A 21204-nucleotide genomic window follows, 5' to 3' on the forward strand; every position below is an offset into this window, starting at 1 on the left:
CGGCGCGCAAGTGGAACTGCCGCTACTAACGGGCCCGAAAGGGCAGAGTATTAACGAGAGGTTTACGACGCCTGGTTAGTCTGCAGTCTGGCCGAGACCTCATGACATGGCGATATCAATCAATCCCGTTCTCCCGGTGCTATCAGCCCAAGAGGCTGGCGGCATTGCGCCCGAGCTCGTGCTGCAGCCGGGGAGCGTGGTCAACGCGCAGGTCCTGAAGGTGTTGTCCGCCAATCTGGTGCGGATTGCGATCGCCAGCCTCTCGATCGACGTGGCCTCGGAAATTCCGTTGCAGCAGGGCCAGAACCTGCAGCTTGCGGTCATGCAGAGCAAGGATGGCGGCATCCGCCTCGCATTGCTGGGGCAGGGCGGCGATGCCGCGGCCGACGCCATCATTTTGTCACCCGATGCGCTGGCCGATGCCGCAGCCAATCGGCCGGCCATCGTGTCACCGAAAAATGTGCTGACGCCGCTGGAGCGCATAGCCGTCTCCGCAGCCGCGCAGGCCGCGGTCACCGAACAGGACAGTCTGGCGCCGTTGTTTTCCAATCTCGGCGCGGCGGTTTCCTCCAGCAACCTGCCGCCAAAATTGCAGGCGGCGATCGCGCAGGTGCTGGCGCAACAGACCAGCCTCGATCAGAACCTCGACGGCGGCGACATCAAGACCGCGTTCCAGAAATCCGGAATCTTCCTCGAGGCGTCGCTGGCGGCGGGTTCAGTTCCCCCGAGCGGCGTTCCCGATCTCAAGGCCGCGCTGATCGTGCTTCGCCAGACGCTGCAGTCGGCGCTTGGCAGTAACGCAACGCCGGCGACACCGGCCGGGGCGCAACAAGCCGCGCCGCCACAGGCCGCCGCCGCGAACCTTGCACCGTCTGCGTCGCCCAATCTCGATATGCCGGAAATCCTGCTGCCGCAGGCACGGTTGCCGGCCGCCGAAAACCTCGCGCTGGCCGGCCAGGCCGCCCGCAGTCCGCTTGCGGCGGTGCTCGACGCCGGACCTTCGGCCGGCGCGACCTTGAACCTGCTGCAGGAAGCGCTGCAGGAGCTTGGCACCCCGGCGCGGATAGCCGCCACGCCGAAAGACGTTCGAGGCAGCGACGTGGCCTTCCACACCAACACGCCGCCGCCACCCGTCCGCGGCGCGCTTCCGGCCGCGCAGCCGATTGCATCGCCGACGCTTGCGCCGCATGCGCCGCTCGAAGCAACCGCGCATCATCTGCTCGATGACACCGATGCCGCCATCGCGCGGCAAACCCTGCTGCAGGTGGCGTCCTTGCCTGATCGTATCGACACTTCGGCGCCGAAGGCCGACATGAATGCGCCGCGCTGGAATTTCGAAATTCCGTTCGCGACGCCGCAGGGCACGGCGATGGCGCAGTTCGAGATTTCCCGCGATGGCGGCAGCGAGGAAGTCGAGGCCGCCAAACGGGTGTGGCGGGCGCGATTTTCGCTCGACGTCGAGCCGGCCGGCCCGGTTCATGCGCTGATATCGCTCATGGGCGAAAAGACCTCGGTGCGGATCTGGGCGGAACGGCCGGTGACGGCGGAGCAACTGCGCGACGGCGCATCCGACCTGAGCCAGGCGCTGAGCCGGGCCGAATTGCAGCCCGGCGATATCGTGATCCGCGACGGCGCGCCGCCGCAGCTCGCGCGCGCCGCCCGTGCCGGCCATTTTCTGGACCGCGCGCTATGAGCGTCGATACCAAAAGCAAGCTTGCGGTCGCGCTGCACTATGACAAGACCGGCGCCCCGCGGGTCGTGGCAAAGGGCAAGGGCGTCATCGGCGCGAAGATCATCGAACTCGCCAAGGCCCACGACATTCCGATCGAGGAGAACGAGGTGCTGGCGGGCGCGTTGTCCCATGTCGAGCTCGGCGAAGAAATTCCGCCGGAGCTCTACAAGGCGGTCGCCGAAGTGCTGATCTTCGTGCTGCGCCTGTCGGGCCGCGTGCGCTAGCTTCGCGCGAAACCGCGTCAGTCGAGGTCCCATGTGCGCGGCTGCAGCAGTTCGGCCGGCGGCTTGACTTCGTCGATCGCGACCGGGCGCCGGACGATGCGCGTTGCGGTCCACGTGCCCCGGTAGATCCTGGAGCGATGGTCTTCTTTGAGCATGATGCCGTCATCTGTGAAACACGCACTCGTGCTGGCATCGGCCATTCCGGGAGTCATGTCGAACCAGCGGCAGCGTTCGCCGAGGACGGTATCGTAGCGGTCGCTGGGAACAGGCTGGAAGGTGTGGACGGGCTTCGCGCGTTCGGAGTCGGGCCTCGCGATTGTGAGTTCCTCTTCCACGTCGGCCCCGCCGCTCTTGTACGTCAAGCGCATCCGGATTGAATCATGGGAAATCTCGATCTTCCGCTGTGTGCCTGCGATCACTTCCTTGAATAGCCACGGGCCAGCCCGGCGCGTCGTGCGAACGGTAGGCGAAGCCGGGTTCGATCCGTCCGGAAGTATCCTTTCTTCCGAAAGCTCCATGACCGTCTCATGCTCTGCCGCCGTCGAGCTCGCGGAGTCCTTTCGGTCCCACCAGTTCAGCGCCAGCAGCGCGCGCGGCAGCCGGGCGTCCTCGGCTGCAACCGGCCGACGCTCGACCCGGATCGCCTCGGCCGACCAACTAATACCTTGGGCACCGGACCTCCGGCGCCACAACTCGATGCCGTCATCGGTGAAGCAGCTCAGGTCGGTGAAGCTATGCCGGGCTGGGCTATCGGCTTTGCTCCGCGCCGTTTCCCACACCGTGCAGCTTTCACCGAGATGGGTCTGCCGCTCGCCGGTGTTGCGGGCTTGGTGGTCGTATTCGAGTTTGACATTGCGCAGAAAGTGGCTGATCCATCCGTTGTCAATGACGTAGGCATTGCTGCCGTGCCGATAATAGGCGGTCTCGGGTGGGGTGGCGTACGTGCTGTCGCTGCGGGTCCATTCGCCATGACGGGTCACGACCCTGATACTGCTTCCCTTGCGATCAGCAAATGTCTCTTTCATGGTGACGACGTAGTCGGGCGGCGTGACGCCGGGCGGCACGAACGGCGCGGCGGCGGCTGAACTGGCGGCCAGGCAGAAGATCATGGGAAGAAATATCAGCCGCAAGCAAACGCTCCATCGTCAGATCGGCAGCAATTTAACGCGAAATCGGACCTTCGTATTGGCCGAAGAATTGCTATCTGAGATTTTGGTTGTCATTGTTTTACCACGATGCCATTAGCATCATTTCCGCATCCTCAACCAATTCGGATACAACCGTGATCAATCGCCGCCAAGCGCTCGGTCTCCTTGCCGCGACCTCTTTCGTGCCCGCGCGCGCCCTTGCCAATGTCTCCTACCAGCGTAGCGAGTTTCGCGACGATCTCTCCAAGCGCTTTTTCGATCTCGGCACGACGGGTACCTTCGTCGCCTACAAGGTGGACGATTACCTGATCATCGCCAGCGACAAGGTGCGCTCGGGCGAGGGCAGGCTGCCGGCCTCGACCTTCAAGATTCCGAATTCGATCATCGCGCTGGAGACCGGCGTGGTCGAGGACCCCGACAAGGACGTCTTCAAGTGGGACGGCGTAACGCGCAGCATCGAGTCCTGGAACAAGGACCACACGCTGCGCTCGGCGATCGCGGTGTCGGCCGTGCCGGTCTATCAGGAAATCGCCCGGCGCATCGGGGCCGAGCGCATGCAGAAATATCTCGACTTGTTCGACTATGGCAACCGCGACATCGGCGGTGGCATCGACCAGTTCTGGCTCACCGGAAACCTTCGCATTGATCCCATTCAGCAGATCGACTTCGTCGACCGGTTGCGCCGCGGCGTGCTGCCGGTGTCCAAGCGCAGCCAGGAACTGACGCGCGATATCCTCACCGTGACGAAGGTCGGCGACGCCACCATCCGCGCCAAGAGCGGCCTTCTGGGCGCCGAGCAGGGCAAGCCGTCATTGGGCTGGATGGTCGGCTGGGTCGAGAAGGGCTCTTCCCCCACCGTGTTCGCCATGAACATGGACTGCAAGGAGCAAAGCCACATCGCCGCCCGCATGACGGTGGTGCAGCAGTGCCTTGCCGATATCGTGGCGATTTGACGAACCGATCCACGCCGACTTTACTGGCACACAGGAGTACGCCGGACTAGCGTCACTCGCCGCTATGGGGCTCTGCATGTTGTCTCGCCGCTCGATCGTGCTGGGAGGGTTGGCGCTTTCGCTTGGGCCCGCCCGCGCCTGGGCACAGGCGTCGTCGGAAGAGAGCGTGGCAGCCGTTCTCAGGGAGCGCGTGGATGTCGGGCGCGAAAGCCTGGGGCTTGTCGCGGGCGGTCTTGACGGTGACCGGCGCAGCGTTTTCGCGTACGGGCAGTCCGGTTCTGAAAGCAATCGTGCACTCGACGTCGACACGGTTTTCGAGATCGGTTCGATCACCAAGGTTTTCACCGCGTTGCTGTTTGCCGACATGGTGGTGCGTGGCGAAGTCTCGCCCGGCGATCCCGTGGCCAAATTTCTGCCGCGCGACGTGCACGTGCCCGAGTTCGATGGCAAACCCATCACGCTGCTCGATCTTGCGACCTACACGTCGGGCCTGCCGCGCTTGCCCTCCAACTTCAAGCCGGCTGACAAGAACAATCCCTATGCAGACTACACGGTCGGGCAGCTCTACGATTTTCTAGCCAGTTACAAATTATCGTTTGCGCCCGGAACGCATTATGAATACGCGAATCTGGGCTTCGGCCTGTTGGGCCATGCGCTCGCCTTGCGTGCGGGCTCGAGTTACGAGGAACTCGTGGTCTCGCGTATTTGTGCGCCGCTCGGAATGGACAGCACCCGCATTGCACTGTCGCCTTCCATGAAGGAACGCCTGGCGCGTGGTCACGACGCCAGCCTCGCGCCGGTGGCAAACTGGGACATTCCGACATTGGCGGGCGCCGGTGCGCTCCGCTCGACGGCGAACGATCTTTTTACGTTTCTGGACGTGAGCTTGGGTAACCGGCGCACGCCGCTGGCGGCTGCCATGGAGATGACCTTCGCCGAGCGCCGGCCGACCGGCCAGGGTACGCCATTGGTCGGGCAAGGCTGGTTTATCTCGACCCTTCACAATGATGAGATCGTCTGGAAGGATGGCGGCACCGGCGGCTACGCATCATTTGTCGGATTTTCGACGAAGAGCAAGCGTGCCCGCATCCTGCTGTCCAATGCCGCCGACTACTCGGCCAATACGCGTGCGGGCATGCATTTCATCAATGCCGCTTACGCGCTTCCCAGGCTGCGCCGACAGGTGCCGGTCGATCCGCAAATTCTCGCAAGTTATGCCGGCCGATATGAGGTGACGCCGACCTTCATCCTGACGGTGCGCCCCGATGGCGGACGGCTGTACATTCAGGCGACGGCGCAGCGCGAGTTCGAGGTCTTCGCCGAGAGCGAGGCCGAGTTTTTCTATCGCGTGGTTGACGCGCAGGTCAGCTTCGCTCGGCCGGAAGGCGGCGTGGCGCCGTCGCTGACGCTGCATCAGAACGGCAAGGACATGCCGGGCAAGCGGCTGCCGTAAGGCTGGATCGCCGTGCGCCGGATCGCCTCGCCGATATCGCTAACGCCGGCTCAGCGCCAGCGAGACGGACGTGATGTTGGTGCCCTGAGGCTGGATCGACACCGTCTGCCGTCCGCCACGCGTCGTCAACGACAGGCTGGCCGAGAAGCTGTCGCCTCTTGCTGCAGCCTGGACGTGATCGCCGGCCGCCCGTCCGGAAAGTGTCCCGGATGCGTTGCGGCTCGCTTCGCTCCATGAACCCGAGATCGCGCCGCCACGGTATTCAACGTCGCTTGCGAGATCGAAATTATAGCTTGGGCTGGCGCACCTCAGATTGAGCCGAAGCTGCTCGCCGCTTCCGGCGACGTTGTACGTCGCGCGGCAGCGCAATTGCTCTTGTTGTCCGTCGCTAGTGCTGAGAACACCGCCGCCGGACCACGTACCTGCCATGGCGACGAAAGGCGAGACAGGTGCGGCCACGGCTGCGCCTAAGGGCAGGCATAACACCGCAAACAGCAGCGCCTTTTGGGTAAAACTGGATCCAGACATCTTGATGGCCTCCATTTCGGTATGGCCATCAACGCCAGAACTGCAAACGGGTTCATTGGTTTCACCGCCGCCTGACTTGTGGGGCGGGTTCCATCACGCCGCCGCTACCCCAGCTTCAACAGCGCCTGCAGGGATTCGCTCACCGCCTTGCGCGCTTCCTGGGCGACAGCTTTCAGCTTCTGATGGAAATGGAGTCCACCGCGCGGCGCTGCGCCGTGGTCTGGCGCAAGCCGACGCAGATCGGCGTTCAGTTCACCTGAATCGAAAATCGCCGGCCTAAGCCTTGATGGTCGGCTTCCCGATCCGCCCCATATGGGTGAAGCCAAAACCGCTGGTATATTTCAGGCCGTAGCCGAGCGCGCGGTCGAAGCCGATATGGGCCAGCCAGATCATGGCGATCGAGAGAATGAGCGGCGAGGCGGTGGCAAATCCGGTCGTCATGATCGCGACGGGCGCGAGGTAGCTGTGCACGGTGTTGTAGATGAGTGCGCCAAAACGCGGTCCCGACAGGTAGGCCGCAAAGCTGAGGTCCGGCGCGAAGAACAGGATGGCATAAACCCACCAGTCGCCGTCCCAAATATAATAAAGCAGCGTCATGCCGATAAAGAGCGCTAATCCTTCCAGCCGGAGCACCGTGCGCACGCCCCCGGTGACGGCGCCTGAGGTGTCGGCGCTAGCAGTATCGGTCATTCCATTCCCCTGATCAGGATGCGGATATAGGGTTCGCCGGGCGGCGGTACCAGAGGCCGGAAGGGTGTTTCCGGATCGGAAAATGCCGTGTTAGAAGGCCCCTAAATCGGCAGCAAAGGCGGGCGGGAGCAGCATGAAGGATATCCTGGACACCCTCGAAGAACGGCGCGCCGGCGCCAAGCTCGGCGGCGGCGAAAAGCGCATCGAGGCGCAGCACGCCCGCGGAAAATTGACCGCGCGGGAGCGCATCGAACTGCTGCTCGACAAGGGCTCGTTCGAGGAATTCGACATGTTCGTCGAGCATCGCTCGACCGAATTCGGCATGGAAAAAACCAAAGTGCCGGGCGATGGCGTCGTCACCGGCTGGGGCACGGTGAATGGCCGCAAGACGTTTGTGTTCGCCAAGGATTTTACCGTGTTCGGCGGCTCGCTTTCCGAGACCCATGCGCTGAAAATCACAAAGCTGCAGGACATGGCGATGAAGGCGAGGGCGCCGATCATCGGCCTCTATGACGCCGGCGGCGCGCGCATCCAGGAGGGCGTCGCGGCGCTCGCGGGCTATTCCTACGTGTTCCGCCGCAACGTTATTGCCTCGGGCGTGATCCCGCAGATCTCGGTCATCATGGGCCCGTGCGCCGGCGGCGACGTCTATTCGCCCGCCATGACCGACTTCATCTTCATGGTGAAGAACACCTCTTACATGTTCGTCACCGGCCCCGACGTGGTGAAGACCGTCACCAACGAGGTGGTGACGGCCGAAGAGCTCGGCGGCGCCTCGGTGCACGCCACGCGCTCCTCGATTGCCGACGGCGCGTTCGAGAACGACGTCGAGACGCTGCTGCAGATGCGCCGGCTGATCGATTTCCTGCCGTCCAACAACACCGACGGCGTACCGGAATGGCCGAGCTTTGACGATATCGAGCGCGTGGACATGTCGCTGGATACGCTGATCCCCGACAATCCGAACAAGCCCTACGACATGAAGGAGTTGATCAGTAAGGTCGTGGACGAGGGCGACTTCTTCGAAATCTCGGAGACCTTTGCCCGGAACATCGTCACCGGTTTTGGTCGCATCGCCGGCCGCACGGTCGGCTTCGTCGCCAACCAGCCGATGGTGCTGGCGGGCGTGCTCGACTCTGATGCTTCACGGAAAGCCGCGCGCTTCGTCCGCTTCTGTGACGCCTTCAACATCCCGATCGTGACGTTCGTCGACGTGCCGGGCTTCCTGCCGGGCACAGCTCAAGAGTATGGCGGCCTGATCAAGCACGGCGCGAAACTGCTGTTCGCCTACTCGCAATGCACGGTGCCGCTCGTCACCATAATCACCCGCAAAGCCTATGGCGGCGCGTTCGACGTGATGGCGTCCAAAGAAATCGGCGCCGACATGAACTACGCCTGGCCGACCGCCCAGATCGCCGTGATGGGCGCCAAGGGCGCGGTGGAAATCATCTTCCGTGCCGATATGAACGACCCTGATGCGATCGCCAAACGCACCAAGGAATACGAAGACCGCTTCCTGTCCCCCTTCATCGCGGCCGAACGCGGCTACATCGACGACGTCATCATGCCGCACTCGACAAGGAAGCGGATCGCGCGCGCGCTGGCGATGCTGAAAGACAAGAAGGTCGAGATGCCGGCGAAGAAGCACGACAATTTGCCGTTGTGAGAGGACTGGAGTTTGGTCCAAGTGGCTATGTAAAATGACGTGGCACCCTCAATCGATTCGAGTATACTATCGCCATGACTGACGATCTGAAAAAGCTCATTGAAGCCGCTAAGACGGCCAAGCCTACCGCGGAACATCGGGAACAACAGCGACGAAGCTTTGTCTACGGCAATACTCACTTTGAAAATGAGCTAATTACGCGAGAGATGGTCGATCGCGAAGCTGAAAAGCTGGCCAAGGAAAAGTAATGACGGGCAGCGAGCGTGACCGGCGAGATAGCCGCGCGCTTGAGCCTGAACTTATTTCTGATCCCCAAGCTAAAGCTGCAGCCGAAGCACGAAATGGCTTCCGCCAATATGACGCAGCGATAGGCGCTATCCATAGCTCGCTGGACCGAGGTTCGTTCAAGCTTCGTCCCTCGCTTATACTTGGATTGCAGCGAGAAGCGCTTGCGGGGATCAGCGCCTATGCGGGAAACTATCGACCCGGAGGCGTTGCCATCGAAGGCAGCAAGCATGAGCCAGTCGGTGCGCATTTAGTTCCCGAATTGGTCGAAGACATGTGCGACTATGTCAACGATCGTTGGAATGAGAGCACGCCGATCCATCTCGCGGCATATTTGATGTGGCGATTGAACTGGATTCATCCATTCGCCGATGGCAACGGGCGGACCTCGCGAATAGTATCTTACGTCGTGCTTTCAATTCGAGCGGGAGCAATACTGCCAGGCACACCGACTATTCCCGACCAGATCGTCGATAATCGTAATCCCTATTTCGAAGCGCTCGATGCGGCTGATGCGGCGTGTCGCGAAGGAAAAATCGACGTGTCAAAGATGGAGGATCTCTTAGCTACATTGCTTGCGAAGCAATTGGCGGGATTCTATCAGGCCGCGGGCGGGAGGCTGCCTGAGTAGGCTCGTTGCCTAGCGCGCAGCGCGTAGGTACAGGGCGGGTTAGCGCCAGCGTAACCCGCCATCTTTCCGTGGCAACGGGTGCGGGGCGGGTTACGGCTGCGCCTAACCCGCCCCGCATTGTTCTACAGCGAGGGCGCTAGGCTGCCTGCTGCTTCATGAATTCCGTCGCGCGCTTCTTGAGCTCGGCAGGCGAAACGTCCTCGACGTGGGTGCCGATGTGCCAGTGATTGCCGGCCGGGTCCGTCACGCCGCCGCTGCGATCGCCATAGAACATGTCCGAAGGCTCCATCACCGACGTGCCGCCGGCCTTCAGCGCCATCTGGTAAACCGCATCCACATTGGGCACGTAGAGGTGCAGCATGGCCGAGGTGGCCTTTGCGCGCTCGGAAGAATCGGAAATCATCACGACGGAATCGCCGATCTTGAGCTCCGCGTGCATGATCTTGCCGTCGGGCCGCATCATCGGCTCGAACACGAATTGTGCGCCGAATGCGCTCTTCATGAACTGGACGATCCTTTCCGCGCCGTCGACGACGAGATAGGGCGTGAGGGTGTGATATCCTTCAGGAACGGGTTTTACTTTAGTTGCCATAGCTGTCTCCTCTGGTTTGGATGACGCCTGCAGCAGAACGACCCAACATTCCCCCTTGTTCCTTTGGATTTTCACGCGGTTGTTTGTAGAAAGTGTGACAGGTTCATTGCCGCGACGGCAGGGTCGCGGGTTCCGCGTCATCACGATGACGCGATGGTTTTGCGTGCGCGCGCAGGCGCACGCTTCTGCAGATCGCGCGGAGCATTCCTCGACATCATGCTCAGCCTAACGCGACACCAGCGGAACAAAATCGTATTCGCCGACCCCTTGCAGAACCAGGAAGGTGAGCGACGTCGTGCCGCCGTTGGTCACCAGATGCGGTCGCGCAGGTTTGACGACATAGACTTCGCCGGGCTGCAAATTCACTTCCTCTTTCGGATCCTGCAGGAACAGCCGCATGTGGCCTTCCAGGACGTAAAACGTATCTGACACATTGGTGTGGGTGTGCCACGGCACCTTCTGGGTTGCGGAGAGCTGCAACTCCGTAATGCGAAAGCCGGGGCGTGCGGCGTGCTCGGCGCGACGCTCGACTTCGTACAGCGGACTGGCGTCCTTGACTGGCTGCGGCTGGTTCATGACGGCCTCCCTCGGATCATCCGTCCCCAACGCGTGGTGATGCGCGATGATAGCCTTGCGCTGGCCTTCACGAAATGGGCAGTAGGATGGGTTTCGCTTCCGCTCTATCCATCCTATGAAGCTGAGACTGCCGCGCCGCGCCTCATCACTCCAGATTGTTCTTCTTCTGCTGCTCGCCGTCCCGAAGGCGCTGCGCGATCGCCGTTCGCCTCGGTATCAGCGCGGCCTCGTCCGCGAGTCGCTGCGCGAGGTCGGAGTGATATTGTTGCACGACGTCGAGCACGGCGTCCTTGGCGAGCTTTCGATGGTACTCGGCAAGGAATCTGTGCAGGTCAGCGAGTTGTTCGTCGTCCATGGGCATCGCGCCTCAGCCGCTATCCCCAAATATACCGCAACCTGTTGATCCCGCGCCAGCTTTCGACGCGCTCAATCGTCGCCCGCGAGCGAGGTCAGATGGTCACGGCTGCCGCGGCAGGCTCCGCATCGGCGGCGCGCCGCTCGCTCCGTTAACCCTCTGTTAACCATGCCGGCCTAGCCTGCGGTCATTGCCTGTTACCACTAGCGGATTACCGCCCGGTTCGTTCGGGGAGAACAGCCGATGTCCGTTGAGACTCTGACCTATGACGCCCTCGGCGCCCGCCTGAACATCTCGCCCGTGGCCGCCCGTTCGCTTGCCAGGCGGCTCCGGCTGCCGCGCTCGCTGTCGGACGACGGCAAGGCGCTGGTGAGCGTTGATCTCGCCGAAATAAGGCACACGCCACAGCCGCCGGGCCGTCGCCAGGCAGGCGCCGTCGCCCAGCTGACGGCCAAGGTCGTGGCACTGCAGGCCGAGATCGTGCAGCTCGAAGCAATGGCCGCCGGTCACCGCGCCGATTTCGAGCGCGAACGCGAGCGCGCGGAACGCCTGGTGACCGAGCTGCTGCATGCGGCTGCCGAGACCACGGCCGCCCGAGAGGCGGCTGCGCGGCTTGAGGGGGAGGTGGCAGTCCTGCGGGCCCGTGCCCGAACTGACAGCTCGATCGACAAGACGGAACGCCGGCTGGGGCAGCTCGCCGCGACCCTGGTGGAATCAGACCGCAAGGCGGCACGTGGGTAGCTATCCCAGTCTTCTCATTCCGCAGCGTCGCGGAGCAATCGTGGGGCAAGAATGTCTAGCACTGATATCCGCGAGTTGAAGGCGCGCATTATTGTATGCGGGGTCGGCGGCGCCGGTGGCAATGCCGTCAACAACATGATCGAGGCCGGGCTCGAAGGCGTCGACTTCATCGTTGCCAATACCGATGCCCAGGCGCTCACCAGTTCGAAGGCCGGGCGCGTCATCCAGATGGGCAGGCAGGTGACCGGCGGTCTTGGCGCTGGCGCGCAGCCCGACATCGGGCGCGCGGCAGCGGAAGAGGCCATCGAGGCGGTCCGTGAGCAATTGAACGGCGCGCACATGGTGTTCGTCACCGCCGGCATGGGCGGTGGCACCGGCACAGGTGCCGCCCCCATTATCGCCAGGACCGCGCGCGAACTCGGTATCCTCACCATCGGTGTCGTCACCAAGCCATTTCAGTTCGAAGGCCAGCGCCGCATGCGTTACGCCGAAGCCGGCATCGCGGAACTGCTGAAGGAGGTGGACACCCTCTTGATCATCCCGAACCAGAACCTGTTCCGGGTCGCAAACGAGAAGACCACATTTTCGGATGCCTTCGCGATGGCCGATCAGGTGCTCTATTCGGGCGTCGCCTGCATCAGCGACCTCATCGTCAAGGAAGGCCTGATCAATCTCGATTTTGCCGACGTTCTCTCGGTCATGCGCGAGAAGGGCAAGGCCATGATGGGCAGGGGCGAGGCTTCCGGCGACAAGCGCGTGCTCAACGCCGCGGTGGCCGCGATTTCCAATCCGTTGATCGAGGATCCCTCGATCAAGCGCGCCAGCGGCCTGATCGTCTCCATCACCGGCGGCAGGGACCTGACGCTGTTCGAGGTTGACGAGGCCGCCACCCGCATCCGCGACGAGGCCGATCCGGACGCCAACATCATCGTGGGCGCCACCTTCGATGCCAGCCTCGACGGCGTCGTCCGCGTCTCGGTGGTGGCGACCGGCATCGATAATCTCGGCGCGGCGCGCGAGCGCCAGCCGGCGGAAAGCTCACTGACGGACCTCGCCAGCCGGCTGAGCAACGACAGGCGCCGAACCGCAGAGCGGATCGAGCGCAGTGTATCGCCACCGCGATTTGAGAATCCGTCGATGCTCCCGGTGGCCCGCCACCCCGAAGTGCGACCGGCAAGGCCGGTCGCGGAACATGCGCGGCCGGCGGCGCCGCAGCGCCTCGATCCGTTCGGCCGCGCCGCGCCCGTACGCAACCCGGTCGAGGAAAAGGTTCTCGATATCCCGGCCTTCCTGAGCCGCAAGGCGAACTGAGCCGTGCTGCCGCGGGCCCTGGTCTTCTCCCAGGCGGTTCCTGAAGGGCTGTTGCCCTATACTTTCCATCCTCCAGCCTTGCTTTGGTCAAAACGGCGGTAGGGAGTGTCCACAATCCGACGATCGCCCGTTCAGTTGACGGCAAAACTGGGAGGAGGCGCCTATGGAGTCCTCGGCGAACACCAAGCAAACCGATTCTCGCAATGTCAGTCCGGGCGATGTTAGTCCGGGACTGTCCACGCAAGGACTGTCCACACAAGGACTGTCTACGCAAGGATTGTCCACGCAAGACTTGGAGCTGGTCGCGCGCGCCGATGAACGGCTCGCACATGCTTATGAGCAGATCGCCAGCGCGGATGAGCAACTCGCGCGTGTCAATGAACAGATTTCCAGGATGGAGGACGATGCCGCGCGGAAGCAGGCCGTGAGCAAGCTTCGTCGGCCGTCGCGTGGCAGGCCGGCGCTGCGCGGCTTCATGGGCCTGCTGCTGACAGCGGGCATCTGTTTTGCTGCTTTCGCTTCGCAGTCCTATGGCGAGACGGCCAGGCAGATGATCTCGCGGTGGGCGCCGCAACTGGCTTCGTCGTTGCCGTCGGCAACACCGGAGCTCGCCGCCCAGCAGAGCCCGCCACCTGTTCAGGTGGCTGCGGCGGACGCGGCCATTTCGCAATTGTCACCTCCGGCTCCGATCGCGCCGCAAGACGCGGCACCCGCCGCGATCCCACCCGAGGTGACGCAGTCGCTCCAAACGATGGCGCGTGATCTCGCAAGCGTGCAGCAGGAGATCGGGCAGCTCAAGGCCGCCCAGGAAGCATTGGCCCGCGAAAATGCCAGGACTGCCGAACAGCTCAAGGCGGGCCAAGAACACCAGGAACAAATGGCGCGCGCGATCTCCAGCGCCTCCGAGCAGAATCTGCGGCTCAGGACATCAGTGCCGGCATCTGCCGCGACACCTGCTGCTACATCAGCCAATCCGCCACGGCGGGTTGCCAACGCTGCGCGCAAACCCGTGTCGACGCTTCCGCCGAAGCAAGCGCGGGCGCCAGTGCAGTTGCAGGCCCGACAACAGTAGTTTTCACAGGCGCCGCCGTCCACCGAAGGCTGTGTCGCCTCTCTCGCTGGTCGCAATATTTTCCAGCGCTCGGAATATAGCCGACGCAAATACCATTCATTGAGTTGGCGCGCCTGACGCGAATTTCGTTAAGTGCGCCAATCTGTCCCGGCCTTGGCATGTGGCGGTAGCCGGACGATGCGCTACGCTCCCTTGAAAAATCAGGGAGGAATCAATGTCAGTGAGAATCAATCGCCGTCACTTCATCGCTGCCGGTACGGCGGCCGCCGCGATGCCTTTGCTCGCGCGCAGCGCCTCGGCGCAAGCCGCGTGGCCGTCGCGGAATATCCGGATGGTCTGCAGCTACCCGGCGGGCGGGCAGACCGACCTGCTGGCGCGCGCCTTCGGCGATTTCATCTCCAGGCAGGTGGGGCAGACCGTCGTCGTCGAAAACAAGGCGGGCGCCTCCGGCTCGATCGGCGCGGCGGAAGTCGCGCGCGCGGCGCCGGATGGCCACACCATCCTGTGCTCCATCTCGACCACCTATGTGATGAACCGGGTCATGATGAAGAACCCCGGCTACGACATGGATCGAGACCTGACCCTCGTCAGCATCATCCCGGGCGCCGGGCTGCCGCTGGTCGCGAGCCTGGCGTCCGGCGTCAAGACGCTGGACGATTTCGTCGCGTTCGCGCGCAAGAAGGGGCAAGTGAACTTCGGCACCTACAGCGCGGGCTCGGTGCCGCACATGACGATCAACGAACTCAACAAGCAGTATGATCTCAAGATCGAACCGATCCACTACCGGGGCGAGGCGCCGATGTGGACGGGGCTGCTGGACGGCACGCTCGATGTCGCGATGGGCAGCTACACGGCAGCCCAAACCGTCCTGCAAGGCAATAAAGGCGTTGTGTTCGCGGTGCATTCGAAGAAGGTCGCCGCGATCCCTGATATCAAGACCCTGCCTGAACAAGGCGCGACATCGAAGTTCTTCACGGTAAGCGGCTTCACCGGCTGGGCGTTGCCAAAGGCGACCCCGCAACCGATCGTCGATCGGCTGGCGGAACTGTGCGTGGCGGCCAATGGCGATCCCAAGGTGAAGGAAGTTCTCTCTACCTTCGTGCTGGATCCGGCGCTCGGCTTCAAGGAAAGCAACGCCCTGTATCAGCGTGAATTGCCGACCTGGATCGAGAGCGCGCAGGCGCTCGGCCTGGAGCCCGTCTAGCGCGAAAGCCGACCAGCGGGTAGGGTGGGTACGCTTACGCTAACCACCCTACGAAACCGCTTGGTGCTCGATCTTGAATGTGATGGCTGAGGACGACCCGACCGACGAGATTTCGCTCATCGAGGAGCGGCTTGAGGAGCTTGCCGAAGTCTCGGAGCGATGCCGAAAGATCATTCTGTTTTCCAAGGTGGCCATCGCCGGCGGCGCAGCCTTGCTGCTCGTCATGATGCTCGGCCTGTTCGGGTCCAGTCAGGTCGTTGCCCTCGGGTCGATCGCCGCGGTGCTGGGTGGAATCGTGTCGCTCGGATCGAATGTCAGCACGCTGCGGCAGACCAGCGACGCCATCAGCGCCGCCGAGGCGCTCCGTTCGGATCTGATCGGCAGGATCGATCTCCGGGTGGTCGGGGATAGCCCCATGAAACTGAGTTGACGTGCCTCGCAAAGGCAGTGCGTAGGGGGGCAAAGCGAAGCGTGCCCACCGCTTTTGCTGCCTCACAGAGATGGTGGGCACGGCGCATATGCGCCTTTGCCCCTACGAAGCCTCTTCACTTCATCCCGGTGCAACTCGCATAGAACGTCGTCGTCGCCGGCCAGTCCGAGAACATGCCGCGCACGCCGACCTGCTTTGCCAGCACGTCCAGCACCGTCAGCGTATCGCCGTCGCGATCGACCACTGATTTGATCGATTTGTGATAGAAGCCGCCGCCCTTGTGCAGCGGGCCGTCGCGTTCCAGCGACCAGCCGATCAGGTCGAGCCCGGCGGCCTTCGCGGCCTTGGCGTATTCGGAGGGGACGATCTCGCGCTTGTCGTTCAGCGTCAGCATGGTCCAGATCGGCGGGCCGAGGATCGCGACGCCTTGCGCCTTCAATTCCGCCATCGAGGGTTTCCAGGTGTCGGGCTTATTGGGATCGAGACCCTGCTTCTCGTAGCGGTCCTCGAGATACACCGCCTGCGCCCCGAACGCCGGCTCGGTCTTCACCCAATAGAGCACGTCGGCGAGATTAAAACTTTGCGCAAACACATCGCCCGGGGCAATGCCGGCTTTCTTGTAGGCGTCCAGCATTTGCGAAGCGTATTTCTCCTGGCTGTAATCGCCGTCGAACGGCATCGGCACTTCCGGCGCTTTCAATTCCGGCGTGAATTTGGCGCCCAGGCTCTTGATCAGCGCGATGCTCTCGTCATGCGTCATCAGCGTGCCGGAATTGGCGTAAAGATCCGTGCGCCAGCGCGGCGTGCCGTTCTGGTATTCCTCCGGCGTCTTCGCATCCGGATTGAAGCCGTCCATCTTCGCGGTGAGCCGACGGAACTCGGCGAGCGTGATGTCAGAGGTGCAGCACTTTGCCGAGGCCTTCTTGCCGGTGGCGGGATCGGCCGGGCTGAATCCTTGCGAGCATTTGGCGGCAAGCTCCGGCACCGTCAAAATGTTGGTCGTGGTGTGCAGGTCGCACTGCGAATGGCGGCAGACCAGTTCGCGGTCTTTGGTAAAGGTCACGTCGCACTCGATGATGCCGGCGCCCATCCGGGCGGCCGCGACATAGGACTCTTTCGTATGCTCTGGGAATTCCAGCGCCGCGCCGCGGTGGCCGATGGAGAAGTCGGTCTTGCGAAACGGCCCGGTGCACTGGCTGAGTTGTTGCTTCAGCGGCCCGTCCTTCATCTTGTCGACCAGGTAAAATGGCCGCGGCCCGATCTGCGGCTCGCGGGGGAGCATGATGTCGTCGGCAAGGGCGGGAACGGCCGCCGTCAACAGCCAGAGGGCTGCGAGAAGGGCGGAGCGATGGCGGGCAGGCATAGGGTGATCCCTCGGATAACGCGTTGCGTGCGGCCTTGATATCACGGAGCATGTGACAGTTGCGTGTTGAAAGGTGTGTAGGGTGGGCAAAGCGCAGCGTGCCCACCATGTCTTGCACCGTTGTTGATGGATGGTGGGCACGCGGAGCCTGTCATCGGGCGCGCATTCGCGCGACCCGTTGGCTTTGCCCACCCTACAAGAACAATTCCTGGGAGAAAATCATGCCTGCAGCCTTTTTCGTCGTCCGCGCCACCGTGGCTGACCCCGCCAAGCGCCAAGCATTCGACACCTGGTATTCACGCGAGCATCTGCCGGATGCGATGAAATCGTTCGGGGCCGTGAAGGCATGGCGCTACTGGAGCCTCACCGATCCATCGCTGCACCAGGCGATGTACCAATTCCCCGACAAGACTGCGCTCGACCGCGCGATCGAGGGGCCGGAGATGAAGCGCCTGATCGCTGATTTCAACCGCGACTGGCCGGACGTGACGCGCACGCGTGATGTGCTGGTGCTTGCCGAGGAGCGCGTGGCGTAAGACGGTAGTCGTTCCCGCGAAGCTTGTCCGGCGTAGCTCGCAGAGCGAAGCCGGATCACACGCGCGCACGATGCAGAAATGCCGCAGCGGCGACAAATGTTCCGCTGCGAGTAGCAGCGCTACGAAAATAATTCCGGATCGGCTTCGTTCGCGGCAAAGCTGAACGCGCAGTTCACCGCGCGTTCATCTAGGCAGCTTGAAACTCTCTTCTTCGCACCCAGCAGACGGAGGAGGAGATGTGATGGAACGCCGCCACTTTCTGAAACTCGCCTTTGGATTTGCCGCGGGCGGTGTCGCGCTTGCAGCGAGCGCGCAGGCCGCGCCGCTGATGCCGGCGCCGCTCGCTGACGACGCCAAACTGCCCGTCAATCCTGATGCCCAACCCGCCGTCACGTCGGGCGAGGAGGTCGATCGCCTCACACCCGAAGAAGTGCGCTGGGGCCGTGGCCGCGGCCGTCATCGCGGCTGGGGCCGCCGGCACTGGGGTTGGCGCCGCCGCCGCTGGCGTCGCAGGTATTGGGGCTGGCATCGCCGCCGTCGTTGGCGCCGCCGCTACTGGCGCCGTCGTCGTTACTACTGGTAAGTCGCCGTCAGGGATTGTTCAGAGCGTTTTCCCGCGAAGCATGCCCTCGGACTTGATCCGTGGGTGGAGACCGGTTCGCGTCAAGAAAACGCGTCAAATCAAAAATTGAAAGCCCGTTCCGATTTTATCGGAACGGGCTTGCAAGGAATAAAAAAAGCCCCGCGCGAGCGGGGCTTTTGTCATACTTTGGGAATGTCAGTAAGCGCGGCAGCGTCCATACCGCCACACGGTGCCGTAAGGGCAACCGCGGCCGGGCCGCACCACGACGACCGGAGCTGCGGGCCGCACCACGACGACCGGGCCTGGACGAACCACAACGGCCCGCCGATTGGGTTGGCAGCCGCCATAGGGGCCACGATGCCAGCCGGGGCCGCATCCGCCTGCGGCTTCCGCCGCGCTGAAGCTGGCAACGGTGCCCAGGGCCAAAACTGCTGCGAAAAGGTACTTCAATGTTTTCTCCCGTTCTTGGCCGCAAGGCGGCACGGTCGGAACCTAGTCACGAACACCTGAATGGAACATGAATGTCGTGATTTGTCATGGGGCGACGGCCAGAAATCCGAGCACCAGTTCGCTGTATCTGGCCGGCGCCTCCAAAAATACCAGATGGCCGGTATTCGCCACCACCTCGGCCCGGCCCTTGGCCATCCTGGCGGCGAGCGCTTTGGCGAGCTCGGCGTTCTGCCCCATTTTCGCGCGCAGCGCCTCCGGCGCATTCGCGCGTCCCGGCGCGTTGTGATCGTCGGCGCCCATCACGAACAGCGTCGGCTGCGTGATCAGCGGGATCTCGTGCACGACGGGCTCGCGGTAGATCATCTGCGCCGAGCTGACGAAGGCGCGCAGCCAGCGCGGATATTCGGCGCTGCCCTTGATGTTGAAACGCGCGTCGATGAACGGTGTGACCTGTTCGGGCGGCAGCTTTAGCGCGTAGTTGGTCTCGAGCTGCTTGCGATAGCCGTCCGCGGTGAGTTTGTCCTCGTTCTCCAAGATCTTCTCGGTCGGCGTCGGCGGCACGTAGAGCCGATAATCCTCCAGGCCGATGGGAGCGGTCAGCACCAGATGCGCGATCCGGTCGGGCCAGGCGCGCGCGATACGCACGCCGAGCATGCCGCCGAGCGAATGCGCCACGATGTCGGCCTTGGCGATGTTGAGATGATCGAGCAGCGCGATCGTGTTGCGCGCCAGCGTATCGAAATGCAGGTCGCCTTGCGGCTTGGAGGATTTGCCGAAGCCGATCTGGTCCGGCACCACCACGCGATAGCCGGCATCGCTCAGCGTCTTGATCACCGGCGCCCAATAGCTCGATGGGAAATTGCGACCATGCAGCAGCACCACGGTGCGGCCGTTCGGCTGCGCGGGAGCTACGTCCATATAGGCCATCCGCACCTGTTCGCCGTCGTTCACCAGCGGCAACAGGTGGACGGGGTAGGGATAGGCAAAACCCTCGAGCCCGATGCCGTAGGGCTCGCGTTGAGCGGGTCGCTCAGTTTCCGCTGCGATTGCAGGCAACAGCGACAGTACGGACAAGGCGGCTGCCAGCACACCAACAAATGTTCGTCGCATCCCAAGGCTCCTGTTCTGAAGGCAGGTGCGTATTGATGCGGACGTCGCGCAGTGTAAAGACTTTCCATTTCACGTTTTGGCGAGAGCATGAGCTGGTCGACCCTCATGGTGAGGAGGCGCCAGCGGGTCCGCGCGTAGCGCGGCCCGATGACGAGCGCAATGCGCTCGCAAAGTGATGACGAGCGCAATTGCGCTCGCAAAGTCTCGCAAAGTAATGACAGGCTCCACGCCGTCTTCGGACGAGGCTCCGCATCGCCGGGAGAACCACGAGGCCAAGCCGGCGTAATTCCTTCCAGGTGGGAACGCTAGGCCGGCTCGCTGCCAAACAGCGCGGCGAACCGCTTTTCGCCGGTGCGCGTAAAATTCACGACGCGGCTGCCCGGCGCAGGATCGCGCGCTGCCCAGTTGAGTTCGGTGAACCGGTTCATCACGGCTGCCCCCAGCGTGCCGGCGAGGTGATGGCGGCGTTCGCTCCAGTCGAGGCATGCCTTGCAGACCGGCCTGCGCGGATGGGCCAGCGCCTCCGTGTCGATCTGCAGCGCCTCGGCCATAAAGCGCTTGCCCTCGCCGGTGAGTTCGATGTCCTGTTTTGTTTGCCGGACCAGCCGCTGCTTGCGCAGGCTGTCGAGCATCTGCACGCCGAGATCGCCGGCGAGATGGTCGTAGCAGATCCGCGCCCGCCGCAGCGCCGGCTCTTTCGGTCCGGTACGCACGCGGGTGTGACCGGCGCGCTCGGCAAGGCCCGCAAGGCCTTCGAGCACATGCGCGACGTCGGGGCCGGTGAGGCGGTAGTAGCGGTGACGGCCCTGTTTTTCAGGCTCGATCAGGCCGCCGGCTTCGAGTTTCGCCAGATGCGAACTCGCGGTCTGCGGCGTGATGCCGGCCTGGTGCGCCAGCTCGCTCGCGGTCAGCGCGCGGCCGGTCATCAGCGCGGTCAGCATGTTGGAACGCGCGGGATCGCCGACGAGCGAGGCGACCATGGCGATATCGGGGCCTGCTTTCATAGTTCGATGATAGCCGAAGCATTGACGTCGGGCAAGCGGGTATTCTCTCTGCCGTCATTGCCTGCGACAAACGCGAAGCGTTTGCGCAAGGGAGCGAAGCGACGACTTGTCCGCCGTAGCTTTAGCGAAGGCGGAAGCAATCCATCTATCCGCGTGTTGCGCGATGGATTGCTTCGCTGCGCTCGCAATGACGTGGAACCATCGGAGATTCGCCATGACCATCACCGTTTTCATCCGCTACCAGCTCGATCCGTTCAAACGCGCCCAGTTCGAGCAATACTCAAAAAACTGGCTCACCATCATCCCGAAATGCGGCGGCGACCTGCTCGGCTACTGGATGCCGCATGAGGGCACCAACAACATCGCGTTTGCGCTGATCTCGTTCGAGAGTCTCGCCGCCTATGAAAGCTACCGCGCACGGCTGCGCGCCGACAGCGAGGGCATGGCCAATTTCAATTTCGCCGAGGAGAACAAGTTCATCCTCACTGAGGAGCGGACCTTCCTGCGCAAGGTCGTGGCGTGAGGCGTCTGGCAGAACAGGCGTTGCGTTCCTATCTACGCGGCGCC

General features: G+C 63.0%; 25 protein-coding genes. 15 read left to right on the forward strand and 10 right to left on the reverse strand.

The annotated features are described in order from the left end of the window. Positions 1 to 106: 106 nt before the first annotated feature. Both fliK and V1286_RS11205 read left to right on the forward strand, forming a co-directional pair. Positions 107 to 1693, forward strand: coding sequence for a flagellar hook-length control protein FliK (gene fliK / locus V1286_RS11200; RefSeq protein WP_334479571.1), 1587 nt, complete (start codon positions 107 to 109; stop codon positions 1691 to 1693). After that, the gene (locus tag V1286_RS11205; RefSeq protein WP_334479572.1) at positions 1690 to 1956 is read left to right on the forward strand and encodes an EscU/YscU/HrcU family type III secretion system export apparatus switch protein; all 267 of its coding nucleotides are present in this window, start codon (positions 1690 to 1692) and stop codon (positions 1954 to 1956) included. The genes fliK and V1286_RS11205 overlap by 4 nt, the downstream gene beginning before the upstream one ends. A gap of 17 nt (positions 1957 to 1973) precedes the next feature. Here the strand turns inward: V1286_RS11205 and V1286_RS11210 are convergent, their stop codons facing one another. Next, positions 1974 to 3086 carry a hypothetical protein gene (locus V1286_RS11210; protein WP_334479574.1) on the reverse strand — a complete coding sequence of 371 codons (1113 nt, stop codon included), beginning with the start codon at positions 3084 to 3086 and terminating at the stop codon, positions 1974 to 1976. Positions 3087 to 3238: 152 nt separating this feature from the next. On the opposite strand from V1286_RS11210, the gene blaOXA reads away from it, so the two are divergent. Both blaOXA and V1286_RS11220 read left to right on the forward strand, forming a co-directional pair. Next, positions 3239 to 4057 carry a class D beta-lactamase gene (gene blaOXA / locus V1286_RS11215; protein ID WP_334479575.1) on the forward strand — a complete coding sequence of 273 codons (819 nt, stop codon included), beginning with the start codon at positions 3239 to 3241 and terminating at the stop codon, positions 4055 to 4057. Between the two features lie 76 nt (positions 4058 to 4133). Continuing rightward, positions 4134 to 5510: a serine hydrolase gene (locus V1286_RS11220; protein ID WP_334479577.1), complete on the forward strand. Its 1377-nt coding sequence runs from the start codon at positions 4134 to 4136 to the stop codon at positions 5508 to 5510. Positions 5511 to 5549: 39 nt separating this feature from the next. On the opposite strand, the gene V1286_RS11225 is transcribed toward V1286_RS11220, so the two are convergent. Continuing rightward, the gene (locus V1286_RS11225; protein ID WP_334479579.1) at positions 5550 to 6053 is read right to left on the reverse strand and encodes a hypothetical protein; all 504 of its coding nucleotides are present in this window, start codon (positions 6051 to 6053) and stop codon (positions 5550 to 5552) included. Between the two features lie 261 nt (positions 6054 to 6314). Further along, positions 6315 to 6728, reverse strand: coding sequence for a DUF4260 domain-containing protein (locus V1286_RS11230; RefSeq protein WP_334479581.1), 414 nt, complete (start codon positions 6726 to 6728; stop codon positions 6315 to 6317). Between the two features lie 133 nt (positions 6729 to 6861). Between V1286_RS11230 and V1286_RS11235 the strand changes: the two genes are divergently transcribed. The 3 genes from V1286_RS11235 to V1286_RS11245 all read left to right on the forward strand — a co-directional run bounded on the left by V1286_RS11235 (position 6862) and on the right by V1286_RS11245 (position 9310). Beyond that, entirely contained in the window at positions 6862 to 8394 is a 1533-nt protein-coding gene (locus V1286_RS11235; RefSeq protein WP_334479583.1) for an acyl-CoA carboxylase subunit beta, read from the forward strand. A 74-nt stretch (positions 8395 to 8468) separates the two neighbouring features. Then, on the forward strand, positions 8469 to 8642 hold the full coding sequence (locus V1286_RS11240; protein WP_334479585.1) for a hypothetical protein: 174 nt from the start codon (positions 8469 to 8471) through the stop codon (positions 8640 to 8642). Beyond that, positions 8642 to 9310 (forward strand): Fic family protein, encoded by a 669-nt coding sequence (locus V1286_RS11245; RefSeq protein WP_334479588.1) that lies wholly within the window; start codon positions 8642 to 8644, stop codon positions 9308 to 9310. Before V1286_RS11240 ends, V1286_RS11245 begins: the two co-directional genes overlap by 1 nt. A 136-nt stretch (positions 9311 to 9446) precedes the next feature. On the opposite strand, the gene V1286_RS11250 is transcribed toward V1286_RS11245, so the two are convergent. The 3 genes from V1286_RS11250 to V1286_RS11260 form a co-directional block, all read right to left on the reverse strand. After that, on the reverse strand, positions 9447 to 9902 hold the full coding sequence (locus V1286_RS11250; protein WP_334479590.1) for a VOC family protein: 456 nt from the start codon (positions 9900 to 9902) through the stop codon (positions 9447 to 9449). 225 nt (positions 9903 to 10127) lie between these two features. Next, entirely contained in the window at positions 10128 to 10478 is a 351-nt protein-coding gene (locus V1286_RS11255; protein ID WP_334479592.1) for a cupin domain-containing protein, read from the reverse strand. Positions 10479 to 10623: 145 nt separating this feature from the next. Then, the gene (locus V1286_RS11260) at positions 10624 to 10833 is read right to left on the reverse strand and encodes a hypothetical protein (RefSeq protein WP_334479593.1); all 210 of its coding nucleotides are present in this window, start codon (positions 10831 to 10833) and stop codon (positions 10624 to 10626) included. A 243-nt stretch (positions 10834 to 11076) separates the two neighbouring features. Here V1286_RS11260 and V1286_RS11265 point away from each other — a divergent pair, with 243 nt between their 5' ends. The 5 genes from V1286_RS11265 to V1286_RS11285 all read left to right on the forward strand — a co-directional run bounded on the left by V1286_RS11265 (position 11077) and on the right by V1286_RS11285 (position 15591). Continuing rightward, positions 11077 to 11574: a hypothetical protein gene (locus V1286_RS11265; RefSeq protein WP_334479594.1), complete on the forward strand. Its 498-nt coding sequence runs from the start codon at positions 11077 to 11079 to the stop codon at positions 11572 to 11574. A gap of 51 nt (positions 11575 to 11625) precedes the next feature. Then, a complete protein-coding gene (ftsZ, locus tag V1286_RS11270) occupies positions 11626 to 12885 on the forward strand; it encodes a cell division protein FtsZ (protein WP_334479596.1) in 1260 nt (419 codons plus the stop codon). A 277-nt stretch (positions 12886 to 13162) separates the two neighbouring features. Beyond that, a complete protein-coding gene (locus V1286_RS11275; protein ID WP_334479598.1) occupies positions 13163 to 13957 on the forward strand; it encodes a hypothetical protein in 795 nt (264 codons plus the stop codon). Between the two features lie 214 nt (positions 13958 to 14171). Further along, entirely contained in the window at positions 14172 to 15161 is a 990-nt protein-coding gene (locus tag V1286_RS11280; RefSeq protein ID WP_334479599.1) for a Bug family tripartite tricarboxylate transporter substrate binding protein, read from the forward strand. A gap of 82 nt (positions 15162 to 15243) precedes the next feature. Beyond that, positions 15244 to 15591, forward strand: coding sequence for a hypothetical protein (locus tag V1286_RS11285; protein ID WP_334479600.1), 348 nt, complete (start codon positions 15244 to 15246; stop codon positions 15589 to 15591). A 115-nt stretch (positions 15592 to 15706) separates the two neighbouring features. Here the strand turns inward: V1286_RS11285 and V1286_RS11290 are convergent, their stop codons facing one another. Continuing rightward, positions 15707 to 16954 (reverse strand): glycerophosphodiester phosphodiesterase family protein, encoded by a 1248-nt coding sequence (locus tag V1286_RS11290; RefSeq protein WP_334479601.1) that lies wholly within the window; start codon positions 16952 to 16954, stop codon positions 15707 to 15709. A gap of 221 nt (positions 16955 to 17175) precedes the next feature. Here V1286_RS11290 and V1286_RS11295 point away from each other — a divergent pair, with 221 nt between their 5' ends. Together V1286_RS11295 and V1286_RS11300 are read left to right on the forward strand one after the other, a co-directional pair. Beyond that, a complete protein-coding gene (locus V1286_RS11295; RefSeq protein ID WP_334479603.1) occupies positions 17176 to 17490 on the forward strand; it encodes a hypothetical protein in 315 nt (104 codons plus the stop codon). A gap of 241 nt (positions 17491 to 17731) precedes the next feature. Beyond that, positions 17732 to 18073, forward strand: coding sequence for a twin-arginine translocation signal domain-containing protein (locus tag V1286_RS11300; protein ID WP_334479604.1), 342 nt, complete (start codon positions 17732 to 17734; stop codon positions 18071 to 18073). 195 nt (positions 18074 to 18268) lie between these two features. Here V1286_RS11300 and V1286_RS11305 read toward each other — a convergent pair whose 3' ends face one another. From V1286_RS11305 to V1286_RS11315, 3 genes are all read right to left on the reverse strand, one after another. Then, on the reverse strand, positions 18269 to 18523 hold the full coding sequence (locus V1286_RS11305; protein WP_108518213.1) for a GCG_CRPN prefix-to-repeats domain-containing protein: 255 nt from the start codon (positions 18521 to 18523) through the stop codon (positions 18269 to 18271). 84 nt (positions 18524 to 18607) lie between these two features. After that, on the reverse strand, positions 18608 to 19633 hold the full coding sequence (locus V1286_RS11310; protein ID WP_334479605.1) for an alpha/beta fold hydrolase: 1026 nt from the start codon (positions 19631 to 19633) through the stop codon (positions 18608 to 18610). Positions 19634 to 19938: 305 nt separating this feature from the next. Further along, on the reverse strand, positions 19939 to 20637 hold the full coding sequence (locus V1286_RS11315) for an ArsR/SmtB family transcription factor (protein WP_334385871.1): 699 nt from the start codon (positions 20635 to 20637) through the stop codon (positions 19939 to 19941). A 214-nt stretch (positions 20638 to 20851) separates the two neighbouring features. On the opposite strand from V1286_RS11315, the gene V1286_RS11320 reads away from it, so the two are divergent. Further along, positions 20852 to 21160 (forward strand): NIPSNAP family protein, encoded by a 309-nt coding sequence (locus V1286_RS11320; protein ID WP_108518412.1) that lies wholly within the window; start codon positions 20852 to 20854, stop codon positions 21158 to 21160. The last annotated feature ends 44 nt before the right edge of the window (positions 21161 to 21204 follow it).

Origin of the sequence: Bradyrhizobium algeriense (assembly GCF_036924595.1) — a bacterium.
GTDB classification, from domain to species: domain Bacteria; phylum Pseudomonadota; class Alphaproteobacteria; order Rhizobiales; family Xanthobacteraceae; genus Bradyrhizobium; species Bradyrhizobium algeriense.